The sequence below is a fragment of the Colwellia sp. RE-S-Sl-9 genome, from assembly GCF_048296855.1.
Classification (GTDB): domain Bacteria; phylum Pseudomonadota; class Gammaproteobacteria; order Enterobacterales; family Alteromonadaceae; genus Pseudocolwellia.
This window is the reverse complement of the sequence record NZ_CP182631.1, coordinates 1540709-1566771: the sequence shown is the minus strand read 5'-3', so window position 1 is coordinate 1566771 and position 26063 is coordinate 1540709. Positions and strand designations below refer to the sequence as shown.

Genomic DNA, 26063 nt, shown 5'->3' with positions numbered 1-26063 from the left:
AAAAACAATTTATGCCGCGTTATTAACTTTAGTAAGGGAATAACCATGACGTAAACTTAATGCCTTGCCTAAATTGTTTTTTGTTCCCACTGAAACCTGCATCTTGAATGGTTACGGGTATATATCTTCAAATTCGGCATCTATCACATCTTCACTTTTGGCGCCGTCGTTTGCTGCACTATTGGTAGTATTACCTTGTTGCTCAGCTTGTTGTGACTGTGCTTGCTCGGCTTGCATTTTACTGTAGGCCTCTTGTAATGCATTTTTTCGTATTTCAATTGCTGCTTTATCATTGCCATTAACTGCCATTTTTAGTTGTTCAATTAATGTTTTAAGCTCTGTTTGCTGATCTTCAGCTAAACTTGTCATCGAGGTTTGTACGGTATGAATTAATTGATCTGCTTGGTTGCGTTGCTCAACTAACTCGCGTTTTTGTTTGTCTTCAGCTGCGTGTTTTTCGGCATCTTCTACCATGCTGTTAATTTCATCTTCGCTTAAACCACTCGATGCGGTAATTTTAATACTTTGCTCCTTACCTGTAGCTTTGTCTTTAGCCGATACATTTAAAATACCATCTGCATCAATATCAAAGGTTACTTCAACTTGTACAGAACCACGCGGACCTTGTTTAATATCCGTTAAGTTAAATTGACCTAACGATTTATTATCGCTTGCCATTTCGCGTTGGCCTTGCAATACATGCACGGTTACCGCGGCTTGGTTGTCTTCAGCTGTAGAGAAGGTTTCAGAAGCACGTGTTGGTATTGTAGTGTTTTTTTCAATAAGCTTGGTCATTACACCGCCTAAGGTTTCAATACCTAGCGATAGTGGTGTTACATCAAGTAATAACACATCGCCAACCGTTCCAGATAACACTCCCGCTTGAATGGCTGCACCTATGGCAACGGCTTCGTCTGGGTTTACATCTTTACGTGGTTCTTTACCAAAAAAGTTTTTAACGGCTTCTTGTACTTTTGGCATACGTGTTTGACCACCTACCAAAATAACTTCGCTAATATCACCTTTACTTATACCAGCATCTTTTAACGCTTGCTCACATGGCGCTATGGTACTTTTTACTAAGTCTTCTACTAATGACTCTAATTTAGTACGTGTAACTTTTACGTTTAAATGTTTAGGGCCACTTGCATCTGCAGTTATGTACGGTAAATTTACGTCGGTTTGCATAGCTGATGATAATTCAATTTTCGCTTTTTCAGCCGCTTCTTTAATACGCTGTAAAGCTAAAGAATCTTCGTGCACATCAATTCCGCTTTCTTTTTTAAACTCATCTGCAAGGTAATTAATCAGGCGTAAGTCAAAATCTTCACCACCTAAAAAGGTATCGCCGTTAGTAGCTAATACTTCAAATTGTTTTTCACCGTCTACATTGGCTATTTCAATAATCGATACATCGAATGTTCCGCCCCCTAAATCGTAAACGACAACTTTTTGGTCGGCTTTACTGTTTTTATCAACGCCGTAAGCTAATGCTGCTGCGGTTGGTTCGTTAATAATACGTTTTACGTTAAGGCCGGCAATTTTACCTGCATCTTTCGTTGCTTGGCGTTGCGAGTCGTTAAAGTAAGCGGGTACTGTAATAACGGCATCGGTTACTGTTTCACCTAAATAAGCTTCAGCATCTTTTTTCAGTTTACGTAAAATTTGCGCTGATACTTCTTGTGGCGATAACGCTTTGCCGTTTACTTCAACCCAAGCATCGCCGTTGTCTGCTTTTATGATTTTATAAGGGGCTAATTTAATATCTTTTTGCACTTCTTTATCATCAAACTTACGACCAATTAATCGCTTAATAGCGAATAAGGTGTTTTTTGAGTTTGTTACTGCTTGTCTTTTGGCTGGTTGGCCCGCTAAGGTTTCGTTGTTTGCATAAGCAACAATAGAAGGGGTTGTACGGCTACCTTCTGCATTTTCAATAATTCGTGCTTTGCCGCCTTCCATAACTGCTACACATGAGTTTGTTGTACCTAAGTCAATACCAATTGTTTTAGTCATAATAATCACCTGTTACTTTGAAAGTATTTAATAAAAAGTCTTATGCTTTTGGTAATGTCCAAATCAGCAATTTGACCCGATAAACAACCTTGTATAAATCTACTGTTTTGATGGCTTATACAAGGTTGCTTGGTTAGTGAGGCTATAATAGGGGAGCTGGAGAAATGCTTCTGTCACAAAAGTGACAGTTAATAAAACTTTATTTTTATAATGGAAATTTATTGAATTAAGAGATAATCGTTAAAGTGAATTACCTAAGTTAGGTTATTAGTTTTTGCTATATATCAACATCTAGGTAGAATAAAAACACTCGCTTATGTTACGGCCCAAATCATTTTATCTATGAATAAAGATGTTAATCATTTACCACAAAAAGCCAGCCCCGTTTTAGTAAAGCAAGCCAATCTTTTTGCTGATTTACCTACCAAGCTGATTGAAGATTTTCAACAAGAATTTCAACTGAACGAATGGCATAAAGGTGAATATATAAATTCAAATATACTGACTCAGCGCTTTTTTGTGATGATTGAAGGGCAATTAGAAATTAAACAAAGCAATGCTGAAACCGGTCGAGAAGCCTCGTTAGACATGCTTTATGCGGGCGATTGTTTTGATTTAATGGTGCTGTTTGATGACCAACCACACGATGTTATTATTTCACCTTTAACAACGGTTAAATTACTGTCGGTTAAGTTGGCAACCATGCGCCATTGGTTGTGGACATATCCTGAATTTAACCAGCAGTTTATGCCTTATTTAGCTAAAAAAATGCGTGAAAAAGAACAGCAGGCAAGCAATTTAATATTGCACGATGTTCCTACACGTTTAAGTCGAATTATTTTAGAACATATTAATAAAATTAAGTTTTATACGGGTGCGAAAGAAGAAGAGCATCAGCATCATTTAGTGAATGGTTTAAACGATGAAACCTTAGCGCGAATGACGGGATCTGTACGGCAGGTCATTAATAAACAATTACAACTTTGGAAGCAAGAAGACACCCTTGATAAAAAACGTAATCAGTTAATTATTAAAGATTTAGAAGCATTAGAAAAAGAAGCTAAGTACACAGAGGTTTTACCTAATGCGCCTTTATCAACTAACTCATTTTTTAAAAACTAATAGCTGAAACTTATGTTAAACAGAGCTATTTAAATGCAGACATTAAATCCTTACTTAACCCCAATACTTGATGAAATAGATCAATTCTTGAATAGTTCCCCACTAACCAATGAATATGAGATAATCAAGCATTTGCAGGATAATAAAGTAGCACCTTTTGAGTGTTTTTCATTGGCGAATACTAAAGATTTATTTAGTGCGCATTTTCTTTGTATGCACGGGCTTTATCATTTAAAAAAACAATATCGTTGCGAGCAAACCTTTGAACTTATGATTGAGTCGGTACGAATACAAAGAACAGCGATAAATGAACCTAGGCTAAGCAATAATGAGTTACCAACAATACTTGAAACAATCGATCCCCTAGAAAGTTATTACTTAAATTCAACGCATTATTTTGAAACACAAGAAGACGAAATAAATGACATGCTCAAATCATTTTGGCAAAAACATATCGCACAAGACCACAAGAAAGAGGCGCTTGAAACGTTAAATCTTCCGGCGAATGCCGATGCAAAAATGGTTAAATCTCAGTACCTACATCTCGCTCAAAAGCATCATCCAGATAAAGGCGGTTGTGCTGAAACCTTTAGTAAAATTCGCCAAGCTAAAACGGTTTTAGATAAGCTTTTGTAAAGATTAGAAAATCTTATCCCCATGCCACTTCAAGATACATAAGTTGGAGCTTGAAGTGTTATGGGAATAGCTAAATATTTTCTTTGGCTTATGCCTTTTCCTTATTATTAGCCGTTAGCGCTTTTAAAGATTGATACAGCTTTTCTTCTTCAGTGGATAAACTTTTTGGTAGAACAATTTTCAGTTTTACAAAAAAATCTCCTGGCACTTTACTCGGTAATCCACGACCTTTTAAACGCATTTTACTACCGCTGTTGCTTAATTTAGGCACGCTTAAGTCGATAACTCCTGTTGGTGTAGGTACTTTAACTTTGTCACCTAAGGCTGCCTGCCATGGGCTAATGTTTACTTCTGTTGTAATATTTGCTCCATCAACTTCATATAATGGAGTAGGGTTAAAGCCTATTTCAATATATAAATCGCCGTTGTTTGCACCGCCAACGCCAGACCCTCCTTGACTTTTTAAGCGAATTTTTTGGCCTGCTTTTATCCCTTTTGGAATATTAATTTTTAACGTGCGCTCTTTAGGTTGCGATTGTCCGTGTTGATTAATAACTTGATCTTGCAGAGTAAAACTTCGTGTGGCTCCTGTGTATGAGTCTTGCAAATCTATCATGATTTTCGCATTGCTGTCTTGACCTTGCTTTTGATACGAGCCTCGGCCTCTTGGAGCACGCTGATTCCCAGCAAAACCGCTTCCAAAGAGTGATTCAAAAAAGTCGCTGAAGTCACCTTGGTCACCTGCGTTAGTATTACCTTGGTTGAATTGATCTTTCCAATTAGGTGGAGGTGTAAATCCTGATTGACCTGATTTCCAGTTGCTACCAAGTTGATCGTAAGCGGCGCGTTTTTCTTTATCGCGCAGTACTTCATAAGCTTCGTTTATATCTTTAAAGCGACTTTCTGCGTCTTTTTCTTTACTAACATCAGGATGAAATTTTCGTGCTAATTTGCGATACGATTTTTTGATCTCATCTTGAGACGCTGTTTTAGAAACGTCCATAATTTTATAATAATCTTTATAATTCACGATAACCTCCTGCGTAAATAACACCTAAGTTAGCTACTACAGATTTGTTTTAATTGTAGATAAGCGGATTAAAAACAGTGTGTATAACTATTTAGTCCAAACTAGGTGGAAAAAATGAGCCAATGTGATGGTATTATAGAACAATTAAAAATAATGAATGTCAGTTATGTGACACTTAAAAAAATCTCCGTAATTAGGTTTTAGACTCGTTATCTATTGTTCAACATATTAATTTTTCACAATAAATATTTTTATATTCAATAAACAAATTCAATTTTATCAGCTATGCTAGTAATAACAGTACAACTAAAGGATTGTTGTAAATGCCCATACCGTGAGCGTTATAGATGTATGAATAACATCATTAGCTTGTTGTCGTTATATAACATCTGAATTTAGATACTACCAGCAATGATTTTTCAAAAATTTACACTCCACATAGTATTTATGTTAATCAATATATTTAAATAATGGGAAGCTGCGTTTTAAATGAACTTTTATTAGGATTATTTAGGTAACCAATTAAATATTTAATTGATTTTTATGATGGTAAATTTTAATGATTAAACAAGAAAGCTATGATTACAGGCGATTCGCTTTACGTATACTGTTGATAGTCACTATTTTTTCTGCAACATTTTTTGCGATAAAAAACTGGATAAGCGGGTGGCACTCTTTCGCTATTATGGAAGGGGTTATAGCGCTTTTTTGGCTCTATATTCTGAGTATTGTATCAACAACAAAACATTTGGAACGTTGGTCTTTTATCTATTTATGTACTTTTTATTCTCTTGTTTTATATGGAATTTATTTCTCTAATTATCGAAGTGGTTTATTTGCTTGGCTTTTTATTTTCCCTATCATTTCTTATTTACTTTTAGGACGTAAAGTAGGAACCATATTAACAACAATAAGTGTATTTGTTGGTTTAGGGGTTCTTGGGCGTTTAGTATTTCAAATGAACTCAGATATACATTGGATTGTTATGGGGAATTTTGGACTTTGTGTAATAGCTATTTGGTCGATGGTTTATGTGTACGAATCTAAAAGTGAAGCGGTTATTGCTCGGTTAAAAGAGCAAGTAACAAAAGATCCACTAACAGGGTTGTTAAATGTAAGAAATTTAAATGAGATTCTTGTTTCTGTTTTGTATAGTGCTGAACGTCGTGGTGAATCAGTTACTATCGCTTATATAGACCTTAATGATTTTAAGAAAATAAATGATACTCAGGGCCATCAAAAAGGTAATGAAATACTCTTAAGCGTGGCTAATACTATAAAGAGTATTACTCGCGCTGAAGATCATTCTTTTAGATATGGTGGAGATGAGTTTTGTATTGTTTTTCCAAATTGTACTTTAGAACAAGCAAAAAATAGCTACGGGCAGAGGTTATTAGAAAACGTACATAATGAATTAGATCAATTAACCATGAGTATAGGTTATGCTCAAACTGGGCCTGAAGCTTATTTATCACCAGATGATTTTATTCATCAGGCAGATAAAAGTATGTACGCTGAAAAATGTGCATTTAAAACACAAACCTCCTAAAGCCACTTAATTAAAGAGTTTAAAATTTATGCCTTACACACTGATACATAATGCTAAAGAATGTAAATATGAATACCATATTGATGGTTATATCGCCTATATTATTTATGATGATCAAAACGGCGAAATGCACTTAACCCATACCTTTGTACCTGATGAGTTAGCTGGTAAGGGATTAGCAAAAACATTGTTAGAAGATGTGCTTGAGCAGATTAAAAAAGATAATAAAAAAGCCGTGGCGCAATGTACTTACATTATTAAATACCAAGAAAAGTATCCTGAAAAAAGTGAGTTTTTTGTTTAAGTTTTTTAGGGAGATGCGATGTAAGAGGGAAGAAGCAGGACTAACCAAATAATACTTTGTTTCTTCCTTGGTTTTTAACTTGATTTAAGTATTTATCTGCTGTTTGTACGAGCTGATCAAAAGAGGTAATGTGTTCTGAACTCTCAGTCATGCCTATGGACGTAGTTATGGTTAACGTTTTATCTTCGAATACAACTTCTATTAACTCTACAGACTTTCGGATTCGCTCTGCGATAATATAGGCTGAGTTTAAATCTGTTGAAGGTAATAAAATAGCAAACTCTTCACCGCCTATACGCGCAAAAATATCATATTCCCTCAATAATTTACTTATAGTTTGTGTAACTGTTTGTAATATGAGATCGCCTGCTTTATGTCCATAGTTATCATTTATTGATTTAAACTTATCAAGATCTAAAATAAGCAGTGATAGGGTAATAGACTTTCTTTTACTACGATTAAATTCGGCTCGAGCCATTTGATAAAAGTAGCGGCGGTTTCGTATACCAGTTAAATAATCAGTTGTTGCAAGTTCTTCTAGTTCTTGCGACATAAGTTTTAATTGAAGCTCGCTTTTTTTCTTTTCTGTTATATCTGTAATATATAAATATAAAAAATTTTCTTGGGCCATTTGTTCAGTAACGATAAAGTATTTCCCGTCTACTGTATCTGTTTCAAAGGTTCTATAGTTACGGCTTCTTCTATTTGCTAATGCTTTTTTGATCCATGTTTCAAAATTATCGGTTTCTATGTGGGCGCCTTTTTTTGTTTTAAAACAGCCTAAACATAACTCAGAAAAGGTTTTATTGAGTGCTTTGCTCGCAGATGAGCCAAAGAATTCACCAAGAGCTTCATTACAAAATACAAGCCGATCGTCGGGATCAAAAAGGCCTACACCATCTTTTGTTAATAATAATGATTCGATTAATATTTTTTTAATTTTATTATTTGTCAATTTTGACACTAATTAAGTCCATGTTTTTGTTCATGTTACGCCAATATATCTTTTTAATGCTTATTATACAGAAGATTGGAGTTGATATATAACCTTACTTTAAATAGTAGGTTATTTTTTATAATGTGCTCTGAAAAAATAAAAAATAAGTCAGTTATTTACTAAAGCAGTATAAAAATATCAATTCCTTTTATTATCCAGTGACTATTTATCGTATTCCGTTATACTGCCGCGCTCAGTTCAAGGTTTTTATTAGCGGAGCATATATGCACGATCTGTATTACAAAGGGCGTATCCATACCAGAGAAAATCATGTAACAACAGGTTATAACACTAAGCGTACCGTTAAACTTGGCACAGAAAAAAATCCTTTAACACTGGTTGTTGCCAGTGAAGAAAGAAAACTAGAAGTAGCAACTTTAGTTATTGATAACGAATTGTTTGCAGATATTACTGTTGATAGTGCTTTAAACAGCGATGCTGATGAAAATATTAATGAACTTAACGCTATTCTGAATAAACCCACTACGACTATTTTTGAAAAAACACCTAGTCGCAACGATCCTTGTTCGTGTGGTAGTGGTAAAAAGTATAAAAAGTGTTGTGGTTAATACCTACTCATTAAATTTTAGCGTTACAATGTTTATATTTTAGTAGCACACCCGTTTTTCGCTATAGCGATAATTAAGAGAGTTAACACTGAATGAAGCCATACAATAATATTGCCGAATTAATTGAAAATTTAGAAGCTGAAATAAAAGAGCTTACAGATGATGTCACTATGTTAAAGCAAGAGCCTCATAGTCTTAACGAACAAATCATCTTTAAATATATAGATACAGGTAGTACAGGAAAAACTAAAGACTTTGTGAGGGCTTTGGGTATTAAAGCTGAACGAGGTTCATTTTTTTCGTCGGGCGATGTAAGTAAATTAATAAAAGATGGCGCAGACGATATTGCACCAGAACTACTAGCCATAGCGCGAAAAGTTGTACAAATGAAAAAAACAGGTGGCGCAAAACGCTAAGTTTGCTCATGTTATCTAAATGTTGGCGTTAGTTTTACTTTACTGGTAGCTCAACGCTATCAGTAAAGCTTATTCTTTTTACTGATAGCGTTATATCATCAATACATCTAATTTTATTTGAGCTTGTTTTGGATTTGCTATATCTACGGCTTCAATCATTTCACATTCATCTCTGATCATTTCAGGAATAAGACTAGGGTAAAGGCGACAATCTTCAGGTCTGTTGAAGTAAATACTACAAGTATACTTATTAACAGCAAGAGGCTTTTCTTTAGGTGCTATTTCAAGAAACGGGCATTGTTTCAGCCTAACGCCAGATTCAGGATCAAACCAAGTTTTGTAATCTTTAATAAATTTGAATATGTCTGGTTCAAACATCTCCCAAAGGTCAACTTCTTCTTTTGTTACTGAAAGATCTTCTCCGCCGTATTTGATACAACATTTACCGCATTGATTACAATCTTTCATAGGCTATTTATAAGTCACTGATAGGTATTAATAGCGTATTGTATCATTGATGAGGGGGATTTATTTGAATCGAGTCTAAATGATGATTAAACCATTTTGTATGGGGTGTTACTAAATATATATCTTCAATGGCAACACCTATATATTTAGTACTGATTCAAGTAGTATTTGTTTTTTTCAAAAATAATGGAATTATTGAAATGGACACCTCGGTATTACTGATTAATGCGATGTTGTATGTATTTTTACCTTTGTGGGGAATTGCGGGCTTTGCGGATTGGTGTTGTCATCGAGCAACAAAAATTGAAGTTACTTCGGGTATTCAAGAATCGTTAATGCATTCTTTAATGGGCATTCAAATGGGGGTTCCTATATTGATGTGCTTGATGTTTGAAGTGAACGTACTTATTTTGCTTATTTGTATTATAACTTGGATATCGCATGAAATTGTTGCTCATTGGGATGTTCGTTATGCTGCTCCAAAGCGTGAAATATCAATATGGGAAATGCATGCGCATACCTATTTAGGTTCTTTACCTTTATACATGTTAACGTCAATCTTAGTGATTAATTGGGATGAATTTCAGTCGCTAATCACGTTAGAGTGGGCGGGGAATATGTCATTAATACCGCTTGAAAATCCTCATGGCACTTCATCATATTTACCTACTTATTTAATATTTATGTGTGTGGTTTGTGTATTTCCGTATATTGAAGAAAACCTGCGTTGTTTAAACGTATATTTTAAAAAAGGATCTTAAGTGGACGTTTATATTAATAGTACAGGGCATTATCTACCAGGTGACCCTATTAACAACGATGAAATTGAAGATGTTTTAGGTTTAATTAACGGTAAAAAAAGCCGATTAAAAAACAAAATACTTAATTCGAATGGCATAGTGCAACGACATTACGCCATTAATAAGCAGCAACAAACACAAATCTCTAACAGTGAAATGGCGGCAAATGCAGGCGTAGCTTGTATTGAAAATAGTTACCTTTCACCTACAAAAATACAAATGCTAAGTTGTGCCACTAGCCAAGGTGATATGGTATTACCTGGCTTTGGGAGTATGGTGCAGGCCTCGTTAAACCTTTCAGAAGTTGAACTACATACCAGCCATGGAATTTGTTCTAGCAGCATGATGGCGTTAAAAGCTGCCTTCACTGGTATAAAATCAGAATGTAGCGAAAATGCTTTAGTGGTTGCTAGCGAACTCACTTCAAGACTTTTTAAGAATAAACGTTATGAGCAAGTTGAAGGTAACGAAGTAGATTTTAATGCTGAGTTTTTACGTTGGATGTTGTCTGATGGGGCAGGCGCGTTACTTTTAGAGAATCAGCCTAGACCTACAGGAAAAAGCCTAAGAATAGATTGGATCAAAAGTTTTTCTCATGCCAATGTTTATCCGGTTTGTATGTCGGTGGGTACGGCTAAAAATGAAGAACACAAAACCTGGCAAGACTACGATACTTATGCTGATGCAGAAAAAGCAGGGGCGTTAATGCTCCGACAAGATGTTAGGTTATTAGACAATATTGTGTCGGTTGGCGTGCATGGTTTTTTGAAACTAATTGCGCAAGGTGATGTTGAAGTGAACAAAATAGACCACGTGTTATGTCATTTTTCGTCTAAATATTTTAAAAGTAAAATTTTTGATATGTTGGAAACCGCAGGAGCTAGCATTGAAGAAGAAAAGTGGTACACCAATTTATATGAAAGAGGTAACACTGGCTGTGCGTCAATTTTTATTATGCTTGATGAATTTATTAATACGCATGATTTAAAGGTTGGTGAAACGATTTTTTGTATGGTGCCTGAAAGTGGCCGATTTAATTGTGCATATATGCACTTAACTGTAGCGGAGTAATTTTGATGGAACAAGTTGTATTAACCCCTTTAGGACAAAACTGCTTACAAGCGTTATTAAAAGTTTGGTTAGACTTTGATTTAGCTGTGTCTAAAGTTGCTATTGTAAAACGATTAGAGCAAGGGCGATTAAGCCTTGAAGATTACCAAAAACTGTTACTCAATTTACGTCAACAAGTGATTGAAGGCTCAAGATGGATCAGTAGGAGTGCTTCAAGTTTTGACCGCGATTATTCAGACATACGTTCAACTGTTATTCATCATGCAGAAGAAGAACACCGAGATTATCAATTATTAGAAGCAGACTATGTTGCTGCTGGCGGTGAGCAAAGTGTGATTGAATCAACACAAAAAAATATAGGTTCAGAAGCTTTACATGGTTTTTTAATGTATAGAGCAAGTCAGCCGAATCCAGTTGATTTAATTGGCGCTATGTGGATTATTGAAGGGCTAGGTAACAAAATGGCCACGAAATGGTCTCGGTATATTAATGAGCAATTTAGCTTTGAAAACAATGCCACGTCTTTTATGGATTACCATGGTGAAAATGACGAGAATCATCTACAAGAGCTTTATAATTTGATTGATCGTGTAGCCACTTCGCAAAAAAATATTGATGACATTATTCGTACGGCTAAAGTGGTAGCTAAGTTATACCAGCTACAATTAGAAGAAGTTGATAATCATGGATAAACCTCGTAGCGCTTATTTACAAGCTATAAGTACAGACGATTCACTACCAATACAAAGTGAGGCGGCTAATTTATGGTTACAAGATTTAGATAATAAATTCCGCTGGGTGTTAAGACCTATTTTACAATTTACTTTTGCTATTTTGTTGCATATTGTTTGGTTTGTTAAGCGATTACCTTTACCTCAATTTAGTGCGCATAAAGCATTACAAAAAACAATTTGCTGGTTTTGTAAATACTTTGTCTCACCAGAAGCCAACCTACTTATTTTAAGGCACTACGCGACAGAATCTAATATTTTGAATTTCTTGTCAGAAAATACAGGGCATGAACATAGAGTTAATCTTTATCCAAAAACAATTAACGACATGTTGCACAGTACATTTGTTGATCATGACCAAGAGTTATTTGATTGCTTTATAAAACTAGGTAATAGCAATAAAACCAGTAATCATAATACGAATAGGCCTTACCAATGGCAGAGTTGGCAACCTATTAATATGGATGAATTGTTAGTTGATAAAAAGGCGACTCAAATTTTAGATTTTGAAACCTCCCATGCTTTATTCATGTGCTTATTTTGTTTGTTACTGAAAAAAGATGAATATCGAGACGCAATAAATGGCTTTAATTTAGATCAATCAATCGCTATAAGAATTGGTCGTATAATTGGTGACGATACCTTAACCGAACTGGCATATAACAAATATCCGCAGTATTTAGTGGGCCCTTGGAACTTAGGGCAACGCTTTTTAATGCATGGCTTTTTTACCGAACACTTATACGCAAAACTAGAAGAAATAAGACAAGCTGAAATATAAAAAATACAGAGAGTTGCTATGAGACATAATGTCTTCAGGTTATTTGGATAGATAACTAGAAGACTTTATTTTTATCTAAAGATATTCGAGCGTATTGACCCTTTGGGTATCAATTTTTTTTAAATAAACCCGTAAGGTAACGTTAGTTTGCATTTATGCTGCGTTATTCTTTTCTTAAGTAAAATAACGGCATATCAAAAACGAAGCCTTGTATAAAGCCTAAACTAGCTGTTGTAAAAATACACTGTAAAGGTAAATACGCTCTAATTAGATAATTAAGCTGCGTTTGAAATCGGCGTATTTTGAATAACTACCGATAAACTTTCTTCACTTGCTTTTTGATATGCTTGTTTAAGCGTATCATTGTCTAACATTGAATCGTCATTAATTAAGCCCGCTTCTTCAATGGTTATTTGATCCCAATCGCGCTCATTAAAGAAATTTTCGATATCTATAAGTTGATCATCTAAAACTTCGTTAGTACAGAACATAGTAAAGGCATGTAAGTCACCCTTTACAAACTTATTTGTTTCACCCATAAATTCTGCAGTACCGCTAATAATTAACATAATTGATCCTTTTCTATTTATTGCAAACGATGTGTAGAGTTAAATGACGATTAACGTCAATTTTTTAACAAAATAAAATTAATTATAGTATAAGCAGAAATCATTCCAGTTTTATTTAGATGTTTTTTCTACTTCTTTTAATGCATGTTGATATAAATGTGTTCCAAGTAACGACAACAAACAATAAGCTGCAAAATAATAAAAACCTTGGCCCACTATCGATAAGGTTTCGCTACTAATATGTAAATTCATTTTGAAGCCAAACATAGAAAGTTGCTGTATATCGGTTGTTTCAGCATGATTTGTAGAAAGAACCGCGAGAAATATAGCAATAACAAAAACATCAGCCATTGACCACTTTCCGATGGAAGCGACAAAACTGATAATTTTCTTTTCAATAACCTGTTCTCTTTTCCAAAAAGCTATCGTAACTAAAATCGTTTTAATCACCGGAATACAGATTGAAAAAATTAAAATAAGCAAGGCGACTAATACTCTGTCATCTTGAAATAGTTCTTGGATTGTAGTTATAAGTGACAATTCTTTATCAACTATAGTTGAAGATAAACCTGTTCCGCTAACGTTTGCTGTCATTTCCATAGATAAAGAAAACATAGGAAGCACTATGCCCGGAACAAATAAAAATAAAGCGATAAGGTTAATTGCAAAGCCTAACTTTTTCTTAATCATAAGAGTGTTTTTAATACTGAGGTAAATTTGATGGCTATTATTCATTATTTTAATTGTGATTTCTAATTATTGTATCGATACCCTAATAAAAATCACGTAAAATATAGGCAACGAACTAAATTACATATTTAGTAAAACATTTAGGAAAATCATGAAAAAGACATTTACCCTTACTCACCCTAAAATTAAATACGAAAGATTAATTGATGGTGTGAAACATGAAGTTAAAAAATACATTAAAAGAGAGCGCAATAAAACACTTCCTGTTGATGCTGATTATTGGGATTTTGATTGTAAATTTGGCTTAACAGAAGCTGAAGCTGAAGAAGTTCATTTAACTGAAATAAATAAACATATTGATAAAGCTGCATCTGAAAATTTAACTTCTTTTTATATAGAAATTATTGCAAAAGAAGGTTTTAGACAATTTAAGTCAGATATTGATGACGAAGAAGACGAAGGTTAATCTTATTTTTCAGCAAGGAGCTAAATAGTGGCAGGCGCTAGTTTATTAACATTAATTGATGATATTGCAACTATTTTGGATGATGTAGCGATACTTTCAAAAGTTGCAGCTAAAAAAACAGCGGGTGTTTTAGGTGACGACTTAGCATTAAACGCAGAGCAAGTTTCTGGCGTTAAAGCCAATCGAGAATTACCCGTTGTTTGGGCTGTTACGAAAGGATCTTTTTTAAATAAATTAATACTGGTTCCTGCAGCTCTTGTTATTAGTGCATTTGCTCCTTCGCTTATTACTATCTTGCTTGTAATTGGTGGTTTGTTTTTGTGTTATGAAGGAGTGGAAAAAGTTGTTGAGAAAATTTTCCACCGTAAAAAAAACCACCAACAACATATAAAAAATGTTATTAACAGCGATGCTGATATAGTCGCTTTAGAGAAAAATAAAATTAAAGGTGCTATTCGTACTGATTTTGTTTTATCTGCTGAAATTGTTGTTATTGTTTTGGGGACATTACAAGACGCCTCGTTTGAAATGCAAGTTATGGTACTTTCCAGTATGGCCTTCTTGATTACTGTTGGTGTTTATGGCCTAGTTGCTGCAATTGTTAAGTTAGACGACTTAGGATTGTATTTATTAAAACAATCGCTATCAGGCTCATTTAGTACACTCAAAAAAGCTTTAGGTAGAGGTTTGTTAACCTTTGCTCCATTACTCATGAAAACATTGGCTATTGTAGGTACTATCGCTATGTTCTTAGTAGGGGGAGGAATTATTGTTCATAGCATCGAGTTTATTCATCATATTATTTCTGATCTTATTTCATGGACTAATAGTTTAATCAGTTTTGATTTTAAAAGTGTTATTTCTATTTTGTTGGAAGGTTTAGTTGGAGTTATAGCTGGCGCTATTTTATTACCTATTGTTTCATTGGGTATAACACTTAAAAAAAGCGTAAAGTCTGATCACAAAGAACCTCGTGAATCTTAAAAAGTATCATAACTACCTAGGTTTTATTATGCTTTTGCCTTTAATTGCTTGGGCAATTACGGGCGGTTTCTTTTTTATTAAACCCGGTTACTCAGAAGCTTACGAACAACTAGCCATAAAAACATATCCTTCGATCAATTCATTTACAACGCCTAACACTAATCAGTGGTCTGAAATTAAAATAATACACTCCATTCTTGGAGAGCATTTATTAGTTAAAAATGAAGATAATAAATGGTCTCATTTGGATAGAGCAACAATGCAAACTATTGAAATACCTAGTGAGCAACAAGTAGAAGCTTTGATCAAAGATGCAATAAAGCATAATACTGAACGTTATGGCAATGTAGTGAGTCTTGATGGTTTAACAGCATTAACGTCTACTCAAGTTGCAATTACCTTAAATTGGCCTCAAATGAGTTTGTATCAACAAGGTCCTGACACTGAATTTATTGATACTATGTATCAAATTCATTATCTAAAATGGACAGGGATTAAAGCTGTCGATAATGTTTTAGGTGTTGTAGGTTTAGCCCTTGTTGTTCTTTTAGCTTTATTGGGCACTATACTTAGTTTTAAGCGCTATTCCAGTGTCAATAAACAATAAGTCGAGCATACCGAAACTTTGTAACACTTATTTATGTTTACCTTTTTATTAATGAGAATAATTAATGAACGCAGTTCATCGACTTTACGAGCATCGAAAAAGTATCAGTACCACCGTTTATAATTCTAGAGGTTGGAAAGTTAAACGCTGTGAAAAATGTCGTATTGGTTTAACTCATTGTATTTGTAAGTTAACACCTAAGATGACTAGTAATGCCGGTTTTTTATTATTGATGTATGACACAGAAATTTTAAAACCGAGCAATACGGGTAAATTAATTGCTGACGTAGTACCCGATACGTTTGCTTTTTTATGGTCAAGAACTGAAGAAAACAAAGATTTATTAGCGGTTTTAAATGATGAACAATGGCAACCTTTTGTGGTATTTCCCGATCAATATGCCGAGCCTGAAAGAGAGGTTTATAATCAAACACTTGTTGTTAAAGAGGGTAAGCGACCATTATTTATTATGTTAGATGGTAGCTGGCGAGAAGCTAAAAAAATGTTTCGTAAAAGCCCATACCTTAACCGCTTTCCTGTTGTTTCATTTAACCCTGAAATGACAGAAAACAAGGATATGATTTCTCGATATCAAATTAGACAAGCATCAGCTAGTAACCAGTTTGCAACAGCAGAAGTGGCAGCAAGAGTGTTAGATATGTTTGGAGAGGGCGTAAACGCTGAAGTTTTAGATTTATGGTTTGATGTATTTAATTTTCAATATCGACAAAGTGTTTGCCAAGAAAATACAGGTAATCCCCATGCTGTTGAGGATTACCAAAAGTATTTAACAAGCTTATAAACTATTTGATTGTAAGCTTGGTTCGGCTTCTAATAAGCCTGGTGAAGATAGCTGCTGTGTAGTTAACTGATTAACGACATCGCCAATAACAATTAATGTAGGTGGTTTTATATTATGTTCAGCCACTATGTTTTCCAATGTATTTAATTGACCTCGGTACACTTGTTGTTCTGGTTGAGTACCTTTATAAATAAGAGCCGCAGGAGTATCTGCCTTTTTACCATGTGCTATAAGTTTTGCCGCAATTTTAGGTAATGTATTTATCCCCATATAAAAGACAATGGTTTGAGCATTAGACGTTAAACTTTCCCAAGGTAAGTTGAGTTCACCATCATTCTCCATATGCCCTGTAATAAAGGTACAGCCTTGTGCAACACCTCTATGTGTTAAAGGGATACCAGCATAGGTAGTACAACCTGATGCAGCGGTAATACCTGGACATAAATGACAATTAAAACCTTGAGAGAGCACATATTCAGCTTCTTCTCCACCTCTACCAAAAACGAAAGGATCACCACCTTTTAAACGAAGCACTCGTTTACCCAATTTAGCTTGTTCTACAAGTAATTCGTTTATTTGATCTTGAGGAACAGAATGCTTAGCTTGTTTTTTACCTACGTAAAGCTTTTCAGATGTTTCAGGTAGTAAATTAAGAATATCTTGGCTGACTAGACGATCATAAATGGTCACTTCTGCTTGTTGAATAAAGCTTAAGGCCCGTAAAGTCAATAGTTCAGGATCACCCGGGCCAGCACCGACTAATGCTACCTCACCAGAATTTAAAACGGCTTTACTATTAAACGTAATGTTTGAATTTTTGTCATTAATTAGCATCGGAAACCTTTATGCTGTCCAGAGGTATTGTATATGAACGTCTTATACTGTCTTTTATATAGTTGCTTCAGGTTAAATTACACATGATGCCAATTATTGTCATATTATCATTTTAAGTGAGAACCCTAAAAACTCTTTTATTTTACTATATATTAATAATTTATATGTAGTTGTATTTATAGTTTTTTAGGTTATAGCTCTCAAAAGAAAAAGCCTAACGAGAGTTGTTAGGCTTTTATATTTTTAAGTGGATTTTAAAGGGAGTTAAGAAGCTTTTGAGCGTCTTCGCGTTCCGTAAATCTGTTTTTATTAGCTAGTGACTGTTTTAGTTCTCGCTTGGCTTCTTCAATTCTATTTAACTTAACTAAGGTATAACCAATATGATAGTTAATTGAAGGATTATTGGAATCCATTGAATAGGCTTTTCTGAGAATTGACAAGCTTTCATCAAATTTATTATTAAGACTTAAAATCCAACCATAAGTGTCAATTATTGCAGAAGAGTTGTTATTTAATTCCATAGATTTTTTTGAGTATGCCTCTGCTTTATTCAAATCAATAGTGATATATATGTTAGCTAAGTTATTTAATATAGAAGCTTTGTTTATTAAATTATCAACAGTAACTAATTTTTCGTAGTGACCTTTAGCTTCTTTAACATTCCCTTTACCTAATAAGTAATCGGCATATATGGATCGCATTAAATAATTCTCTGGATTTTTAGCTAATATATTTTTTAATGTGGCCGTAAAGCTCTGTTCTTCTACTTTATCTAAGGCTAGTTGATATAATTTTAATAACACAATATGAAAGTTATTATCTTTATCTAAAGCTTTTAAATAAAATTTATGAGCGGCAACTTTATTACCTTTTTTGAGATGGTAGTCACCTCTAAGCATTAATACATTAGGATCATATCTATTCGCTTTTTCAAGTTTTGATAAAATGGAATTAGCTTCAGAAAAATCACCTAAATCGATTTCAAGTTTCGCGAGTGAACGTTGTATAAATATATTTTTAGGTTCAATAGAAAGTGCTTTTTCTAAGCTCTTTTTAGCGCCAGATATATCATTTGCTTGTATCTGCATTTGACTCATTACAAAAATATCTCTTGGTGTAGTAACCACGCCAGAAAGTAGCTGTAATTGTTTTTTAGCATTAGTGAAATCGTTTAAGCCCAAGTAAATTTGTGCTTTCATTTTTATATATTTAGCATTTAAAAAGCTTAACTTACTTAACCTATCAACTTGTTCTAATGCTTGTTCATAATCTTTTTGCTGATAATTAAGCTCCATTAAAGTTTCTAAGGCTGGAATGTAAGTTGAGTTTTTACTTATTATTTGAGTAAGTACTTCTTTCGCTTGCTCTACATTACCCATATCTCTATCAATTTTAGCATTAAGTACTTTTAATGATAAATTATTGGGTTGAGTTTCAATTAATCGTGCAGATATTGCTTTAGCATCTTCAAATTTAGATAAAGCAGCGTTAGCGGTTGCACTATTAAATAGAGCATTAAAATTATTAGGTTGTTGTTTTAAAATTTGAGATAAAACATCTAAGGCTTCAAGCCAATTATTTTGTTGTAATAATAAACTGGCTTTAAAACTCAAATAATCAACATTAGTCGCATTGATTTTAATTAGCTCGTCGGCAATATTATGAGCTTCAGATATTTGGTTGTTAGCTGAAAACAGTAACCCTTTAGTTATTGAATATGCAGGTGAAAAATCTACAGGTTTATTTTCTTCTAATAATTGTAATGCTTTATCTAATTGATTACTTTTAGCTAGCAGGTTTGCTTTGGCTAAAATAAATTGTAAATGCTTACCATAATTTTTTTCTAATGGAGATAATATTTGTTCGGCTTTGTAAATTTTATTATCGTCAAGATAAAGCTCAAAGAGTTTTATTGAAAGTTCTAAATTATGTTTAATAAATTTATTTTTGTTTTCGAGTAACTCAAATGCTTTTGAAGCTTGACCTTGGCTTAAGTAAATATCAACCAGTAAACTGATCCCACTTAAATCTTGAGGTTGCTCTTTTACATAAAACTGCAACTCTTTTTGGGCTAACTCTAAGTTGTTTTGTAAATAAGCAGCTGTTCCAGCCACTAACGATAGTGATACATTGCTATTTCTTTTTTCATCACTAAGAAGTGATAATTTTTGGCTAATATCAATAAGTATCTGATTTGCTTCTTCCGTCTTAGAGCTATAGGCGAACAAGCGGCTTTTAAGTAGTTTTGCAAAAGGATCATCGGGGGTTTCTTTTAATATATTCTCTACTAATGCAAGGGCTTCTTTAGTCATATTAGCGTTGGCGTAAGCATTGGCCAGAGCTCTTTGAATAAAAGGGTCTTCAGGATTTACCTTATAACCTTGCTTATAAGCTTGAAGAGATTGATCATATTCAGATTTGTTATCGTGCAGCTGTCCTTTTAAATTCCACACTCGACTATCGTTTGGAAAAAGTATTTGTGCTTTAGCAATAAGATTTTCAGCATCAGAAAAGTTTCTTTGTTGTAACTCAAAAGCTGATAACGCACTAATAGTTCTCAGATCATTTGGAGCAAGGGCGTAGGCTTTTTTATAATAGATCTTAGCGTTATCGTAGTCTTTCATTGCTGAATAAGCATTACCTGATAGTAAAAATGCTGTTAGCTGACTGGCGGGAGTTAAATGTTTGTTTGAGCTTAATTTAATAACATCGTCAAAAGAGTTTGTTAACATTAAGGCGCTGGTAAGGTCGTCAATTAAAAAATTGACATCAGCTCCTCTAAATAAGGCTTCTTGTAAAACTTCTATACCTTCAAAGTACAAACCTTTTTTAAGTAATACTCTGCCCATAAGAACAATGGCAGGCAAATTATCTTCTTCGTCTTTTAAAACGTTTTTTAAGTGAACATAAGCCTCGTCTACTTCGTTTTTATTATAAGAGGTTAGTGCTTTTTCAAAATCATTAAAAGCGTAAGAATTGAGAGACAGTAATAATGTAGATGCTATAAGTAATGAACGCATATTTATCCAGCTTTAAGGTTGATAACAAAACTTGAAACATTTGTAATTATTCACTTTGTTATAGAAGTGAATTTATTAATTCAATTATTATTATATTTTATTAAGAGTTTAATAGAATTAGTGTGCTATGAATATAGCCTAGTTTTTAGATAAAAAAAAGATGGCTTAGCCATCTTTTTAATAACAAAAATAAATTATTATTTAATTTTACGTCTGTTTGCAGCAAATAAACCAATTAATGCTAAGCCAAACATTGTAATAGAAGTAGGTTCTGGTACTGATGTAGATGGCGGTGGTGGAGTACCTGGATCTTTCGAAAAAGAAACACCAGATAATTTCATACCGTCGTTACCTTCTAAGCCGCTTGTATCCGTTGAACTAAACACAGAGTTTAAGGCACTAATTATCCAATACTGAGAATATGTTCCTGTTACGTTACTTGTAGCATTTGTGAAGCTAGTAGTATAGTAACCGCCGGTATCCTGCATTTGAGAATAACCAGATGAAATTGTTTGATTACTTTTAACATTAGCCCAGCTATTACCATTAAGGTTGTTGCTACTTAAAGCCGCTACAGTTACTTGGTTATTAGATGTATTGCCAAGATTCCATGAATAAGTTGCTTCAGAAAGGTTTACAGCTACAGAAAATTCAAGTAAATATGTATCATAATCTTGGCTGCCTGCGGATAAGTTATCTGCTGAGTGAGAATAACCATCCACCCATGTTTTTTGGGTACCATTAGATTTTGATTCATCACGGTTTTCCATTGACCAACCATTACCATTTTTATCAAAATCTCTAGCACGTTCGATTTTATCATCACCAGTTAATGGGTTAGCTGATGAACCACCAGAAAAACTTGCTGTATCAGACCAACCTGAAACGTTAATAGTAACACCATCAGATACAACTGAAAATTGGTTGAAGTTATTCCCAGTGTCACTTACTGAGCCAAAATTGGTTGTACTTGCAAATGCAGATGCCGACATTAATGCCAACCCCGCCATGCTTAATTTACTTATATTTAACAACATGTTAACTCCAATATTATGTTATTTAACGTAATGTAATGCTCATAATGCCATTACATTTAAATTTTGTTTTAATTAAAGCATTAATTATGCCTAAATTAAAAATTTGTTTTTTTTCAGTTTGTTACTTTTGTTTTCTTATTATTTTTATTACTTGTTTAGTTTAACTGTAAAAAATCTAGACACTCATGGTAGTGTTTTTATTACTATTTATTAACTTGTTGTTAACGTTTTAGATTTGTTGCTTTTTCTCTCAAATAACTCTATTTATTACAAATAACTTATAAAGCTATTATATTTTAGATATTTACTTAGTGCTAGAATAATATGAATAAAATTGTTTAATAAATATAAGTGTATAAATATCATGAATTTTAGTCCTTTAGTACATGAACTTATTGATGCTTTAAAGTGCTTACCGGGCGTAGGTGCTAAGTCAGCCCAAAGAATGGCATTCTATTTGTTAGAACGAAATAGAGTTGGTGGTACTAAATTGTCTCATTCGTTGAAAAATGCCATGGAAAATGTTGGTCATTGTCAGCAATGCAGAACGTTTACAGAGCAAGATTTATGTGAGATTTGTCAAAATCCTAAACGTGAAATTGTACAGCAACTTTGTATTGTAGAATCGCCTGCCGATGTTATTGCTATTGAGCAAACGAGTGAATTTAAAGGGAAGTATTTTATTCTTATGGGGCATTTATCTCCTATTGATGGAATAGGCCCAGAAGATTTAGGGCTTGATGTACTAAGTACACTACTCACGAGCGATAACTTTAAGGAAGTTATTCTTGCGACTAACCCGACAGTAGAAGGTGAGGCAACAGCACATTATATTGCTGAATTAGCATCAAAATATAATGTGGATGTTTCACGCATTGCACATGGAGTTCCAGTTGGAGGCGAACTGGAGTATGTAGACGGAAATACTTTGTCTCATGCTTTATCTGGCCGAAAACGTTATTCATAAAATATGATTTCAAATTATATTGATTTAATTATTCGATTATTTATTTTTATTTCTTATTGAATTGATGAATATTGCAAATATGGTCAGTAGTTAGGGCTTTGTTAACTTTCTTTTATCATCAAAGGTTGAAAAGAAAAAAGACAGTCTTATATCTAATGGCAACTAACAACAATAGATGTAACTTTTATGTTATTTCGTGTTTGTTGTCCATGTATGACCCAATGAGTTTTAGTTTGAAGAGGTTTATTCAATGACTGATATAAAAAATACCGAAAATCATAGTTTTAGTGCTGATACAGCTAAAATATTGAAATTAATGATCCATTCATTATATTCGAATAAAGAAATTTTCTTACGTGAATTAGTATCTAACGCTGCAGATGCTGCTGATAAATTACGTTTTAGAGCATTATCAAATGCTGATTTATATGAAGGTGATAGCGACTTACGTGTTCGTGTAAGTGCTGATAAAGAAAATAATACCTTAACTATTTCAGATAACGGTATAGGTATGAACCATGAAGATGTCGTTACTCATTTAGGTACTATTGCTAAATCAGGAACTGCGGATTTCTTTTCTCAGTTATCAGGCGATCAAGCGTCTGATTCTCAATTGATTGGTCAATTTGGTGTTGGCTTTTATTCTGCTTTTATTGTTGCTGATAGAGTAACAGTACGTTCTCGCGCTGCTGGTGATGACGCGTCTAAAGGTGTGGAGTGGAGTAGTGAAGGCGAAGGTGAATTTACAACGGCTCAAATAGATAAAGCGAATCGTGGTACTGATATTATTCTTCATTTAAAAGAAGATGAGTCTGAATTTGCAGACGATTGGCGTTTGAAGTCGATAGTGACTAAATATTCGGATCATATTTCAGTGTCAGTTGAAATGTTAACTCCTGCTGTTGAAGCTGTAGCAGAAGAAAAAGATGATGAAGGTAATGTAACTCGACCTGCTATCGAAGCAAAAGAAGCTACATGGGAAACCGTTAATAAAGCAACAGCATTATGGACACGTGAAAAATCTGAAGTGTCTGATGATGAATATAAAGAATTCTATAAACATGTATCGCACGATTATGGTGACCCTCTACTTTGGGCACATAATAGAGTAGAAGGTAAAACCGAATACACAAGCTTATTATACGTTCCTGCTAAAGCTCCTTTTGATTTACATAATCGTGAAAAACAACACGGCTTAAAATTATATGTTCAACGTGTTTTCATTATGGATGACGCTGAACAATTTATGCCAACGTATTTACGCTTTGTTAAAGGTTTATTAGATTCTAATGATTTACCTTTAAATGTTTCTCGCGAAATTTTACAAGACAATAAAGTGACTCAAGCGATCAGAAAAGGCTGTACTAAACGTGTTTTAACTATGTTAGAGCGTTTAGGAAATAATGATAAAGAAAAATATCAAATATTCTGGAATGAATTTGGGCAAGTCTTAAAAGAAGGTCCAGCTGAAGACATGGCTCATAAAGAGCAAATTGCTAAATTACTTCGTTTTGCTTCGACAAACGAGAATACAGATGTGCAAAGTGTTTCTTTACCTGAATACATTGAGCGCATGAAAGAAGGGCAAGATAAAATTTATTATGTTGTTGCTGATAATTTCTCAGCCGCAAAAAATAGTCCTCATTTAGAAGTGTTCCGTAAAAAAGGTATTGAAGTATTATTGTTGTCTGATCGTATTGATGAATGGATGATAAGTCATTTAAATGAGTTTGATGGTAAACAGCTTCAATCAGTTACTCGTGGTGGTTTAGATTTAGGTGATATGGATGATGCTGAAACTAAAGAAGCACAAGAAAAACTTGAACAAGAGTTTGACTCGGTTGTTACACGTATAAAAGCTGCGTTAAAAGGTAAAGTAAAAGATGTTAAATTATCGCAACGCTTAACAGACTCTCCTGCTTGTATTGTTACCGATGAAAATGATATGAGTAGTCAAATGATTAAACTCATGGAATCTGTAGGGCAAAGTGTGCCAGAAACACTGCCTATATTCGAAATAAATGCAGAACATGAATTAGTTAAACATATCTCAGATGAATCTGATGATGATCAATTTAATCAATGGACTGAGGTTTTATTCGATCAAGCTATGTTAGCTGAACGTGGTAGTTTAAAAGATCCTGCATCTTTTGTGACTCGTTTAAATAAATTGATGTTAAGTTTAACTAAGTAAAAGTTTAATATACTACTTTAGTATTAAAAAGGAGTCGAATGGCTCCTTTTTTGATGATTGTGTTATATTCTTACTTGTTTGCAGCCATCTGAAAATGTATAGTGTTGCTTTTTAAATTCATCATAAATTATAAAGGGCTTTTTTAAATGCGCATTATTTTATTAGGTGCTCCAGGGGCTGGTAAAGGTACTCAAGCACAATTTTTAATGGCCAAGTTTGGCATCCCACAAATTTCTACCGGTGATATGCTTCGAGCGGCGATTAAAGCGGGTACAGAACTTGGTATTAAAGCTAAAGAAGTAATGGACGCAGGTCAGTTAGTTTCTGATGAACTTATTATCGGTTTAGTTAAAGAACGTATTACGCAAGATGACTGTAAAGCAGGATTTTTACTTGATGGTTTTCCTCGCACTATTCCACAAGCTGATGCCATGAAAGAAAACAACGTTATTGTTGATCATGTTATTGAGTTTGATGTTCCAGATAGTGTGATTGTTGAAAGAATGGCGGGTCGTCGCGTACATTCAGGTTCAGGTCGTGTATATCATTTAATATATAATCCTCCTGCCATTGAAGGGAAGGATGACGAAACAGGTGAAGACCTTTCAATTCGTCCTGATGATGAAGAAGCTACAGTTCGTAAACGTTTAGCTGTATATCATGAACAAACTAAGCCTTTAGTTGCTTATTATCAGCAAGAAGCTAAATCAGGTGCTTGTTCATATCTTACAATAGATGGAACTCAACCCGTTGAAGTGGTAAATACCATCTTATCTGAAAAGCTTTCGTAATTTTTTTATATAGTACTTTTTATATTAATGAATTGAGTGGTTTATACGTAGAAAATAATAGGGGTTGTTGATCTTTCGAGTATGATTTTTGTTCAATTTAAAAGCGCTTTAGTCACAGGTTTTACGTTCCAAACAAAACCTAAGTACCTGCATCCGTGCAGGCAAGGCAAACGTTTTGTCACATAGTCATTCTATGTAAAAAAGGTTTACAGATTATATGCTCCTGCATAATCTAAGTACCTACATCCATGTAGGCAACGAAGAATAAATCGCTTTTAAATGAACCCTTGGGCAGCGCCTGTTTGATATTTCTACATCGTTATAGTGATTTTATGTGGAACGACCACACATCAATCACTATGCCTTGTATAAAAGTCAAACAGACTGCTGAAAAAAAATACCTGAAAGGTCAACAGACCCTAAACATAAGTCATTTTAATAGTTAACTAATTGTTTTAATTATTAAATAAAATGATAAAGTGGTTAGTGATTTTAAGTAGTAGCAATGATCAGTTAATTACTAGGATTAGTATAGATATTAAAAGCTCGTTTATAACGAGCTTTTTTGATTTTAATACATTGATTTTTTGTACTAAATACCACTATTATTTC

At 33.9% G+C, this 26063-nt stretch carries 26 protein-coding genes; 17 read left to right on the top strand and 9 right to left on the bottom strand.

The window, feature by feature from the left end:
• Positions 1-111: 111 nt before the first annotated feature.
• Entirely contained in the window at positions 112-2016 is a 1905-nt protein-coding gene (dnaK, locus tag ACM9HF_RS06825; protein WP_473616239.1) for a molecular chaperone DnaK, read from the bottom strand.
• Positions 2017-2358: 342 nt separating this feature from the next.
• Between dnaK and ACM9HF_RS06820 the strand changes: the two genes are divergently transcribed.
• The gene (locus tag ACM9HF_RS06820; RefSeq protein WP_473616234.1) at positions 2359-3138 is read left to right on the top strand and encodes a Crp/Fnr family transcriptional regulator; all 780 of its coding nucleotides are present in this window, start codon (positions 2359-2361) and stop codon (positions 3136-3138) included.
• 33 nt (positions 3139-3171) lie between these two features.
• Positions 3172-3774, top strand: coding sequence for a DNA-J related domain-containing protein (locus ACM9HF_RS06815; RefSeq protein ID WP_473616231.1), 603 nt, complete (start codon positions 3172-3174; stop codon positions 3772-3774).
• A gap of 88 nt (positions 3775-3862) precedes the next feature.
• On the opposite strand, the gene ACM9HF_RS06810 is transcribed toward ACM9HF_RS06815, so the two are convergent.
• On the bottom strand, positions 3863-4804 hold the full coding sequence (locus ACM9HF_RS06810) for a DnaJ C-terminal domain-containing protein (RefSeq protein WP_473616227.1): 942 nt from the start codon (positions 4802-4804) through the stop codon (positions 3863-3865).
• A 559-nt stretch (positions 4805-5363) separates the two neighbouring features.
• On the opposite strand from ACM9HF_RS06810, the gene ACM9HF_RS06805 reads away from it, so the two are divergent.
• Together ACM9HF_RS06805 and ACM9HF_RS06800 are read left to right on the top strand one after the other, a co-directional pair.
• Positions 5364-6353, top strand: coding sequence for a GGDEF domain-containing protein (locus ACM9HF_RS06805; RefSeq protein WP_473616223.1), 990 nt, complete (start codon positions 5364-5366; stop codon positions 6351-6353).
• Positions 6354-6381: 28 nt separating this feature from the next.
• Positions 6382-6657 carry a GNAT family N-acetyltransferase gene (locus ACM9HF_RS06800; protein ID WP_473616218.1) on the top strand — a complete coding sequence of 92 codons (276 nt, stop codon included), beginning with the start codon at positions 6382-6384 and terminating at the stop codon, positions 6655-6657.
• 40 nt (positions 6658-6697) lie between these two features.
• Here ACM9HF_RS06800 and ACM9HF_RS06795 read toward each other — a convergent pair whose 3' ends face one another.
• Positions 6698-7621 carry a sensor domain-containing diguanylate cyclase gene (locus tag ACM9HF_RS06795; protein WP_473616213.1) on the bottom strand — a complete coding sequence of 308 codons (924 nt, stop codon included), beginning with the start codon at positions 7619-7621 and terminating at the stop codon, positions 6698-6700.
• Between the two features lie 257 nt (positions 7622-7878).
• Between ACM9HF_RS06795 and ACM9HF_RS06790 the strand changes: the two genes are divergently transcribed.
• Positions 7879-8223 carry a PBPRA1643 family SWIM/SEC-C metal-binding motif protein gene (locus ACM9HF_RS06790; protein ID WP_473616208.1) on the top strand — a complete coding sequence of 115 codons (345 nt, stop codon included), beginning with the start codon at positions 7879-7881 and terminating at the stop codon, positions 8221-8223.
• A 92-nt stretch (positions 8224-8315) separates the two neighbouring features.
• A complete protein-coding gene (locus tag ACM9HF_RS06785; protein ID WP_473616205.1) occupies positions 8316-8639 on the top strand; it encodes a hypothetical protein in 324 nt (107 codons plus the stop codon).
• A 90-nt stretch (positions 8640-8729) separates the two neighbouring features.
• Here ACM9HF_RS06785 and ACM9HF_RS06780 read toward each other — a convergent pair whose 3' ends face one another.
• Positions 8730-9107, bottom strand: a complete 378-nt coding sequence (locus ACM9HF_RS06780; protein ID WP_473616201.1) for a YkgJ family cysteine cluster protein — start codon at positions 9105-9107, stop codon at positions 8730-8732.
• A gap of 128 nt (positions 9108-9235) precedes the next feature.
• Here ACM9HF_RS06780 and ACM9HF_RS06775 point away from each other — a divergent pair, with 128 nt between their 5' ends.
• Genes ACM9HF_RS06775 through ACM9HF_RS06760 form a run of 4 tightly spaced genes read left to right on the top strand, consistent with a single transcriptional unit; the run spans position 9236 to position 12490 of the window.
• Complete coding sequence (locus ACM9HF_RS06775) at positions 9236-9868, top strand: diguanylate cyclase (RefSeq protein ID WP_473616196.1); 633 nt, start codon at positions 9236-9238, stop codon at positions 9866-9868.
• Complete coding sequence (locus tag ACM9HF_RS06770; RefSeq protein WP_473616192.1) at positions 9869-10978, top strand: beta-ketoacyl-ACP synthase III; 1110 nt, start codon at positions 9869-9871, stop codon at positions 10976-10978.
• 5 nt (positions 10979-10983) lie between these two features.
• Positions 10984-11670, top strand: coding sequence for an iron-containing redox enzyme family protein (locus ACM9HF_RS06765; RefSeq protein ID WP_473616188.1), 687 nt, complete (start codon positions 10984-10986; stop codon positions 11668-11670).
• Positions 11663-12490 carry a DUF6999 family protein gene (locus tag ACM9HF_RS06760; protein WP_473616185.1) on the top strand — a complete coding sequence of 276 codons (828 nt, stop codon included), beginning with the start codon at positions 11663-11665 and terminating at the stop codon, positions 12488-12490. The genes ACM9HF_RS06765 and ACM9HF_RS06760 overlap by 8 nt, the downstream gene beginning before the upstream one ends.
• Positions 12491-12765: 275 nt before the next feature.
• On the opposite strand, the gene ACM9HF_RS06755 is transcribed toward ACM9HF_RS06760, so the two are convergent.
• Both ACM9HF_RS06755 and ACM9HF_RS06750 read right to left on the bottom strand, forming a co-directional pair.
• Positions 12766-13059 carry a hypothetical protein gene (locus ACM9HF_RS06755; protein WP_473616182.1) on the bottom strand — a complete coding sequence of 98 codons (294 nt, stop codon included), beginning with the start codon at positions 13057-13059 and terminating at the stop codon, positions 12766-12768.
• A gap of 111 nt (positions 13060-13170) precedes the next feature.
• The gene (locus tag ACM9HF_RS06750) at positions 13171-13749 is read right to left on the bottom strand and encodes a paraquat-inducible protein A (protein WP_473616177.1); all 579 of its coding nucleotides are present in this window, start codon (positions 13747-13749) and stop codon (positions 13171-13173) included.
• Between the two features lie 151 nt (positions 13750-13900).
• On the opposite strand from ACM9HF_RS06750, the gene ACM9HF_RS06745 reads away from it, so the two are divergent.
• From ACM9HF_RS06745 to ACM9HF_RS06730, 4 genes are all read left to right on the top strand, one after another.
• The gene (locus tag ACM9HF_RS06745) at positions 13901-14215 is read left to right on the top strand and encodes a DUF6172 family protein (RefSeq protein WP_473616173.1); all 315 of its coding nucleotides are present in this window, start codon (positions 13901-13903) and stop codon (positions 14213-14215) included.
• 27 nt (positions 14216-14242) lie between these two features.
• A complete protein-coding gene (locus tag ACM9HF_RS06740) occupies positions 14243-15199 on the top strand; it encodes a DUF808 domain-containing protein (RefSeq protein ID WP_473616170.1) in 957 nt (318 codons plus the stop codon).
• A gap of 28 nt (positions 15200-15227) precedes the next feature.
• Entirely contained in the window at positions 15228-15806 is a 579-nt protein-coding gene (locus tag ACM9HF_RS06735; protein WP_473616166.1) for a PepSY domain-containing protein, read from the top strand.
• Positions 15807-15870: 64 nt separating this feature from the next.
• Positions 15871-16608 carry a tRNA-uridine aminocarboxypropyltransferase gene (locus ACM9HF_RS06730; RefSeq protein WP_473616163.1) on the top strand — a complete coding sequence of 246 codons (738 nt, stop codon included), beginning with the start codon at positions 15871-15873 and terminating at the stop codon, positions 16606-16608.
• On the opposite strand, the gene cobA is transcribed toward ACM9HF_RS06730, so the two are convergent.
• The 3 genes from cobA to xdp1 all read right to left on the bottom strand — a co-directional run bounded on the left by cobA (position 16603) and on the right by xdp1 (position 21499).
• Positions 16603-17442, bottom strand: coding sequence for a uroporphyrinogen-III C-methyltransferase (gene cobA / locus ACM9HF_RS06725; protein WP_473616159.1), 840 nt, complete (start codon positions 17440-17442; stop codon positions 16603-16605). The two genes, ACM9HF_RS06730 and cobA, sit on opposite strands and share 6 nt — an antisense overlap.
• Before the next feature lie 254 nt (positions 17443-17696).
• Positions 17697-20462: a tetratricopeptide repeat protein gene (locus ACM9HF_RS06720; RefSeq protein ID WP_473616154.1), complete on the bottom strand. Its 2766-nt coding sequence runs from the start codon at positions 20460-20462 to the stop codon at positions 17697-17699.
• 197 nt (positions 20463-20659) lie between these two features.
• A complete protein-coding gene (gene xdp1, locus ACM9HF_RS06715) occupies positions 20660-21499 on the bottom strand; it encodes an exosortase-dependent surface protein XDP1 (protein ID WP_473616150.1) in 840 nt (279 codons plus the stop codon).
• 364 nt (positions 21500-21863) lie between these two features.
• On the opposite strand from xdp1, the gene recR reads away from it, so the two are divergent.
• The 3 genes from recR to adk all read left to right on the top strand — a co-directional run bounded on the left by recR (position 21864) and on the right by adk (position 25451).
• Complete coding sequence (gene recR, locus ACM9HF_RS06710) at positions 21864-22466, top strand: recombination mediator RecR (protein WP_473616146.1); 603 nt, start codon at positions 21864-21866, stop codon at positions 22464-22466.
• Between the two features lie 250 nt (positions 22467-22716).
• Positions 22717-24660, top strand: coding sequence for a molecular chaperone HtpG (htpG, locus tag ACM9HF_RS06705; protein WP_473616142.1), 1944 nt, complete (start codon positions 22717-22719; stop codon positions 24658-24660).
• 146 nt (positions 24661-24806) lie between these two features.
• Positions 24807-25451 (top strand): adenylate kinase, encoded by a 645-nt coding sequence (adk, locus tag ACM9HF_RS06700; RefSeq protein ID WP_473616139.1) that lies wholly within the window; start codon positions 24807-24809, stop codon positions 25449-25451.
• The last annotated feature ends 612 nt before the right edge of the window (positions 25452-26063 follow it).

Excerpts from the sequence above, each read along its gene's own strand:
- dnaK (WP_473616239.1), bottom strand. The coding sequence starts at position 2,016 with ATGACTAAAACAATTGGTATTGACTTAGGTACAACAAACTCATGTGTA.
- ACM9HF_RS06820 (WP_473616234.1), top strand. The coding sequence starts at position 2,359 with ATGAATAAAGATGTTAATCATTTACCACAAAAAGCCAGCCCCGTTTTA.
- ACM9HF_RS06815 (WP_473616231.1), top strand. The coding sequence starts at position 3,172 with ATGCAGACATTAAATCCTTACTTAACCCCAATACTTGATGAAATAGAT.
- ACM9HF_RS06805 (WP_473616223.1), top strand. The coding sequence starts at position 5,364 with ATGATTAAACAAGAAAGCTATGATTACAGGCGATTCGCTTTACGTATA.
- ACM9HF_RS06800 (WP_473616218.1), top strand. The coding sequence starts at position 6,382 with ATGCCTTACACACTGATACATAATGCTAAAGAATGTAAATATGAATAC.
- ACM9HF_RS06790 (WP_473616208.1), top strand. The coding sequence starts at position 7,879 with ATGCACGATCTGTATTACAAAGGGCGTATCCATACCAGAGAAAATCAT.
- ACM9HF_RS06785 (WP_473616205.1), top strand. The coding sequence starts at position 8,316 with ATGAAGCCATACAATAATATTGCCGAATTAATTGAAAATTTAGAAGCT.
- ACM9HF_RS06780 (WP_473616201.1), bottom strand. The coding sequence starts at position 9,107 with ATGAAAGATTGTAATCAATGCGGTAAATGTTGTATCAAATACGGCGGA.
- ACM9HF_RS06775 (WP_473616196.1), top strand. The coding sequence starts at position 9,236 with ATGGCAACACCTATATATTTAGTACTGATTCAAGTAGTATTTGTTTTT.
- ACM9HF_RS06765 (WP_473616188.1), top strand. The coding sequence starts at position 10,984 with ATGGAACAAGTTGTATTAACCCCTTTAGGACAAAACTGCTTACAAGCG.
- ACM9HF_RS06760 (WP_473616185.1), top strand. The coding sequence starts at position 11,663 with ATGGATAAACCTCGTAGCGCTTATTTACAAGCTATAAGTACAGACGAT.
- ACM9HF_RS06755 (WP_473616182.1), bottom strand. The coding sequence starts at position 13,059 with ATGTTAATTATTAGCGGTACTGCAGAATTTATGGGTGAAACAAATAAG.
- ACM9HF_RS06750 (WP_473616177.1), bottom strand. The coding sequence starts at position 13,749 with ATGATTAAGAAAAAGTTAGGCTTTGCAATTAACCTTATCGCTTTATTT.
- ACM9HF_RS06745 (WP_473616173.1), top strand. The coding sequence starts at position 13,901 with ATGAAAAAGACATTTACCCTTACTCACCCTAAAATTAAATACGAAAGA.
- ACM9HF_RS06735 (WP_473616166.1), top strand. The coding sequence starts at position 15,228 with ATGCTTTTGCCTTTAATTGCTTGGGCAATTACGGGCGGTTTCTTTTTT.
- ACM9HF_RS06730 (WP_473616163.1), top strand. The coding sequence starts at position 15,871 with ATGAACGCAGTTCATCGACTTTACGAGCATCGAAAAAGTATCAGTACC.
- cobA (WP_473616159.1), bottom strand. The coding sequence starts at position 17,442 with ATGCTAATTAATGACAAAAATTCAAACATTACGTTTAATAGTAAAGCC.
- ACM9HF_RS06720 (WP_473616154.1), bottom strand. The coding sequence starts at position 20,462 with ATGCGTTCATTACTTATAGCATCTACATTATTACTGTCTCTCAATTCT.
- xdp1 (WP_473616150.1), bottom strand. The coding sequence starts at position 21,499 with ATGTTGTTAAATATAAGTAAATTAAGCATGGCGGGGTTGGCATTAATG.
- recR (WP_473616146.1), top strand. The coding sequence starts at position 21,864 with ATGAATTTTAGTCCTTTAGTACATGAACTTATTGATGCTTTAAAGTGC.
- htpG (WP_473616142.1), top strand. The coding sequence starts at position 22,717 with ATGACTGATATAAAAAATACCGAAAATCATAGTTTTAGTGCTGATACA.
- adk (WP_473616139.1), top strand. The coding sequence starts at position 24,807 with ATGCGCATTATTTTATTAGGTGCTCCAGGGGCTGGTAAAGGTACTCAA.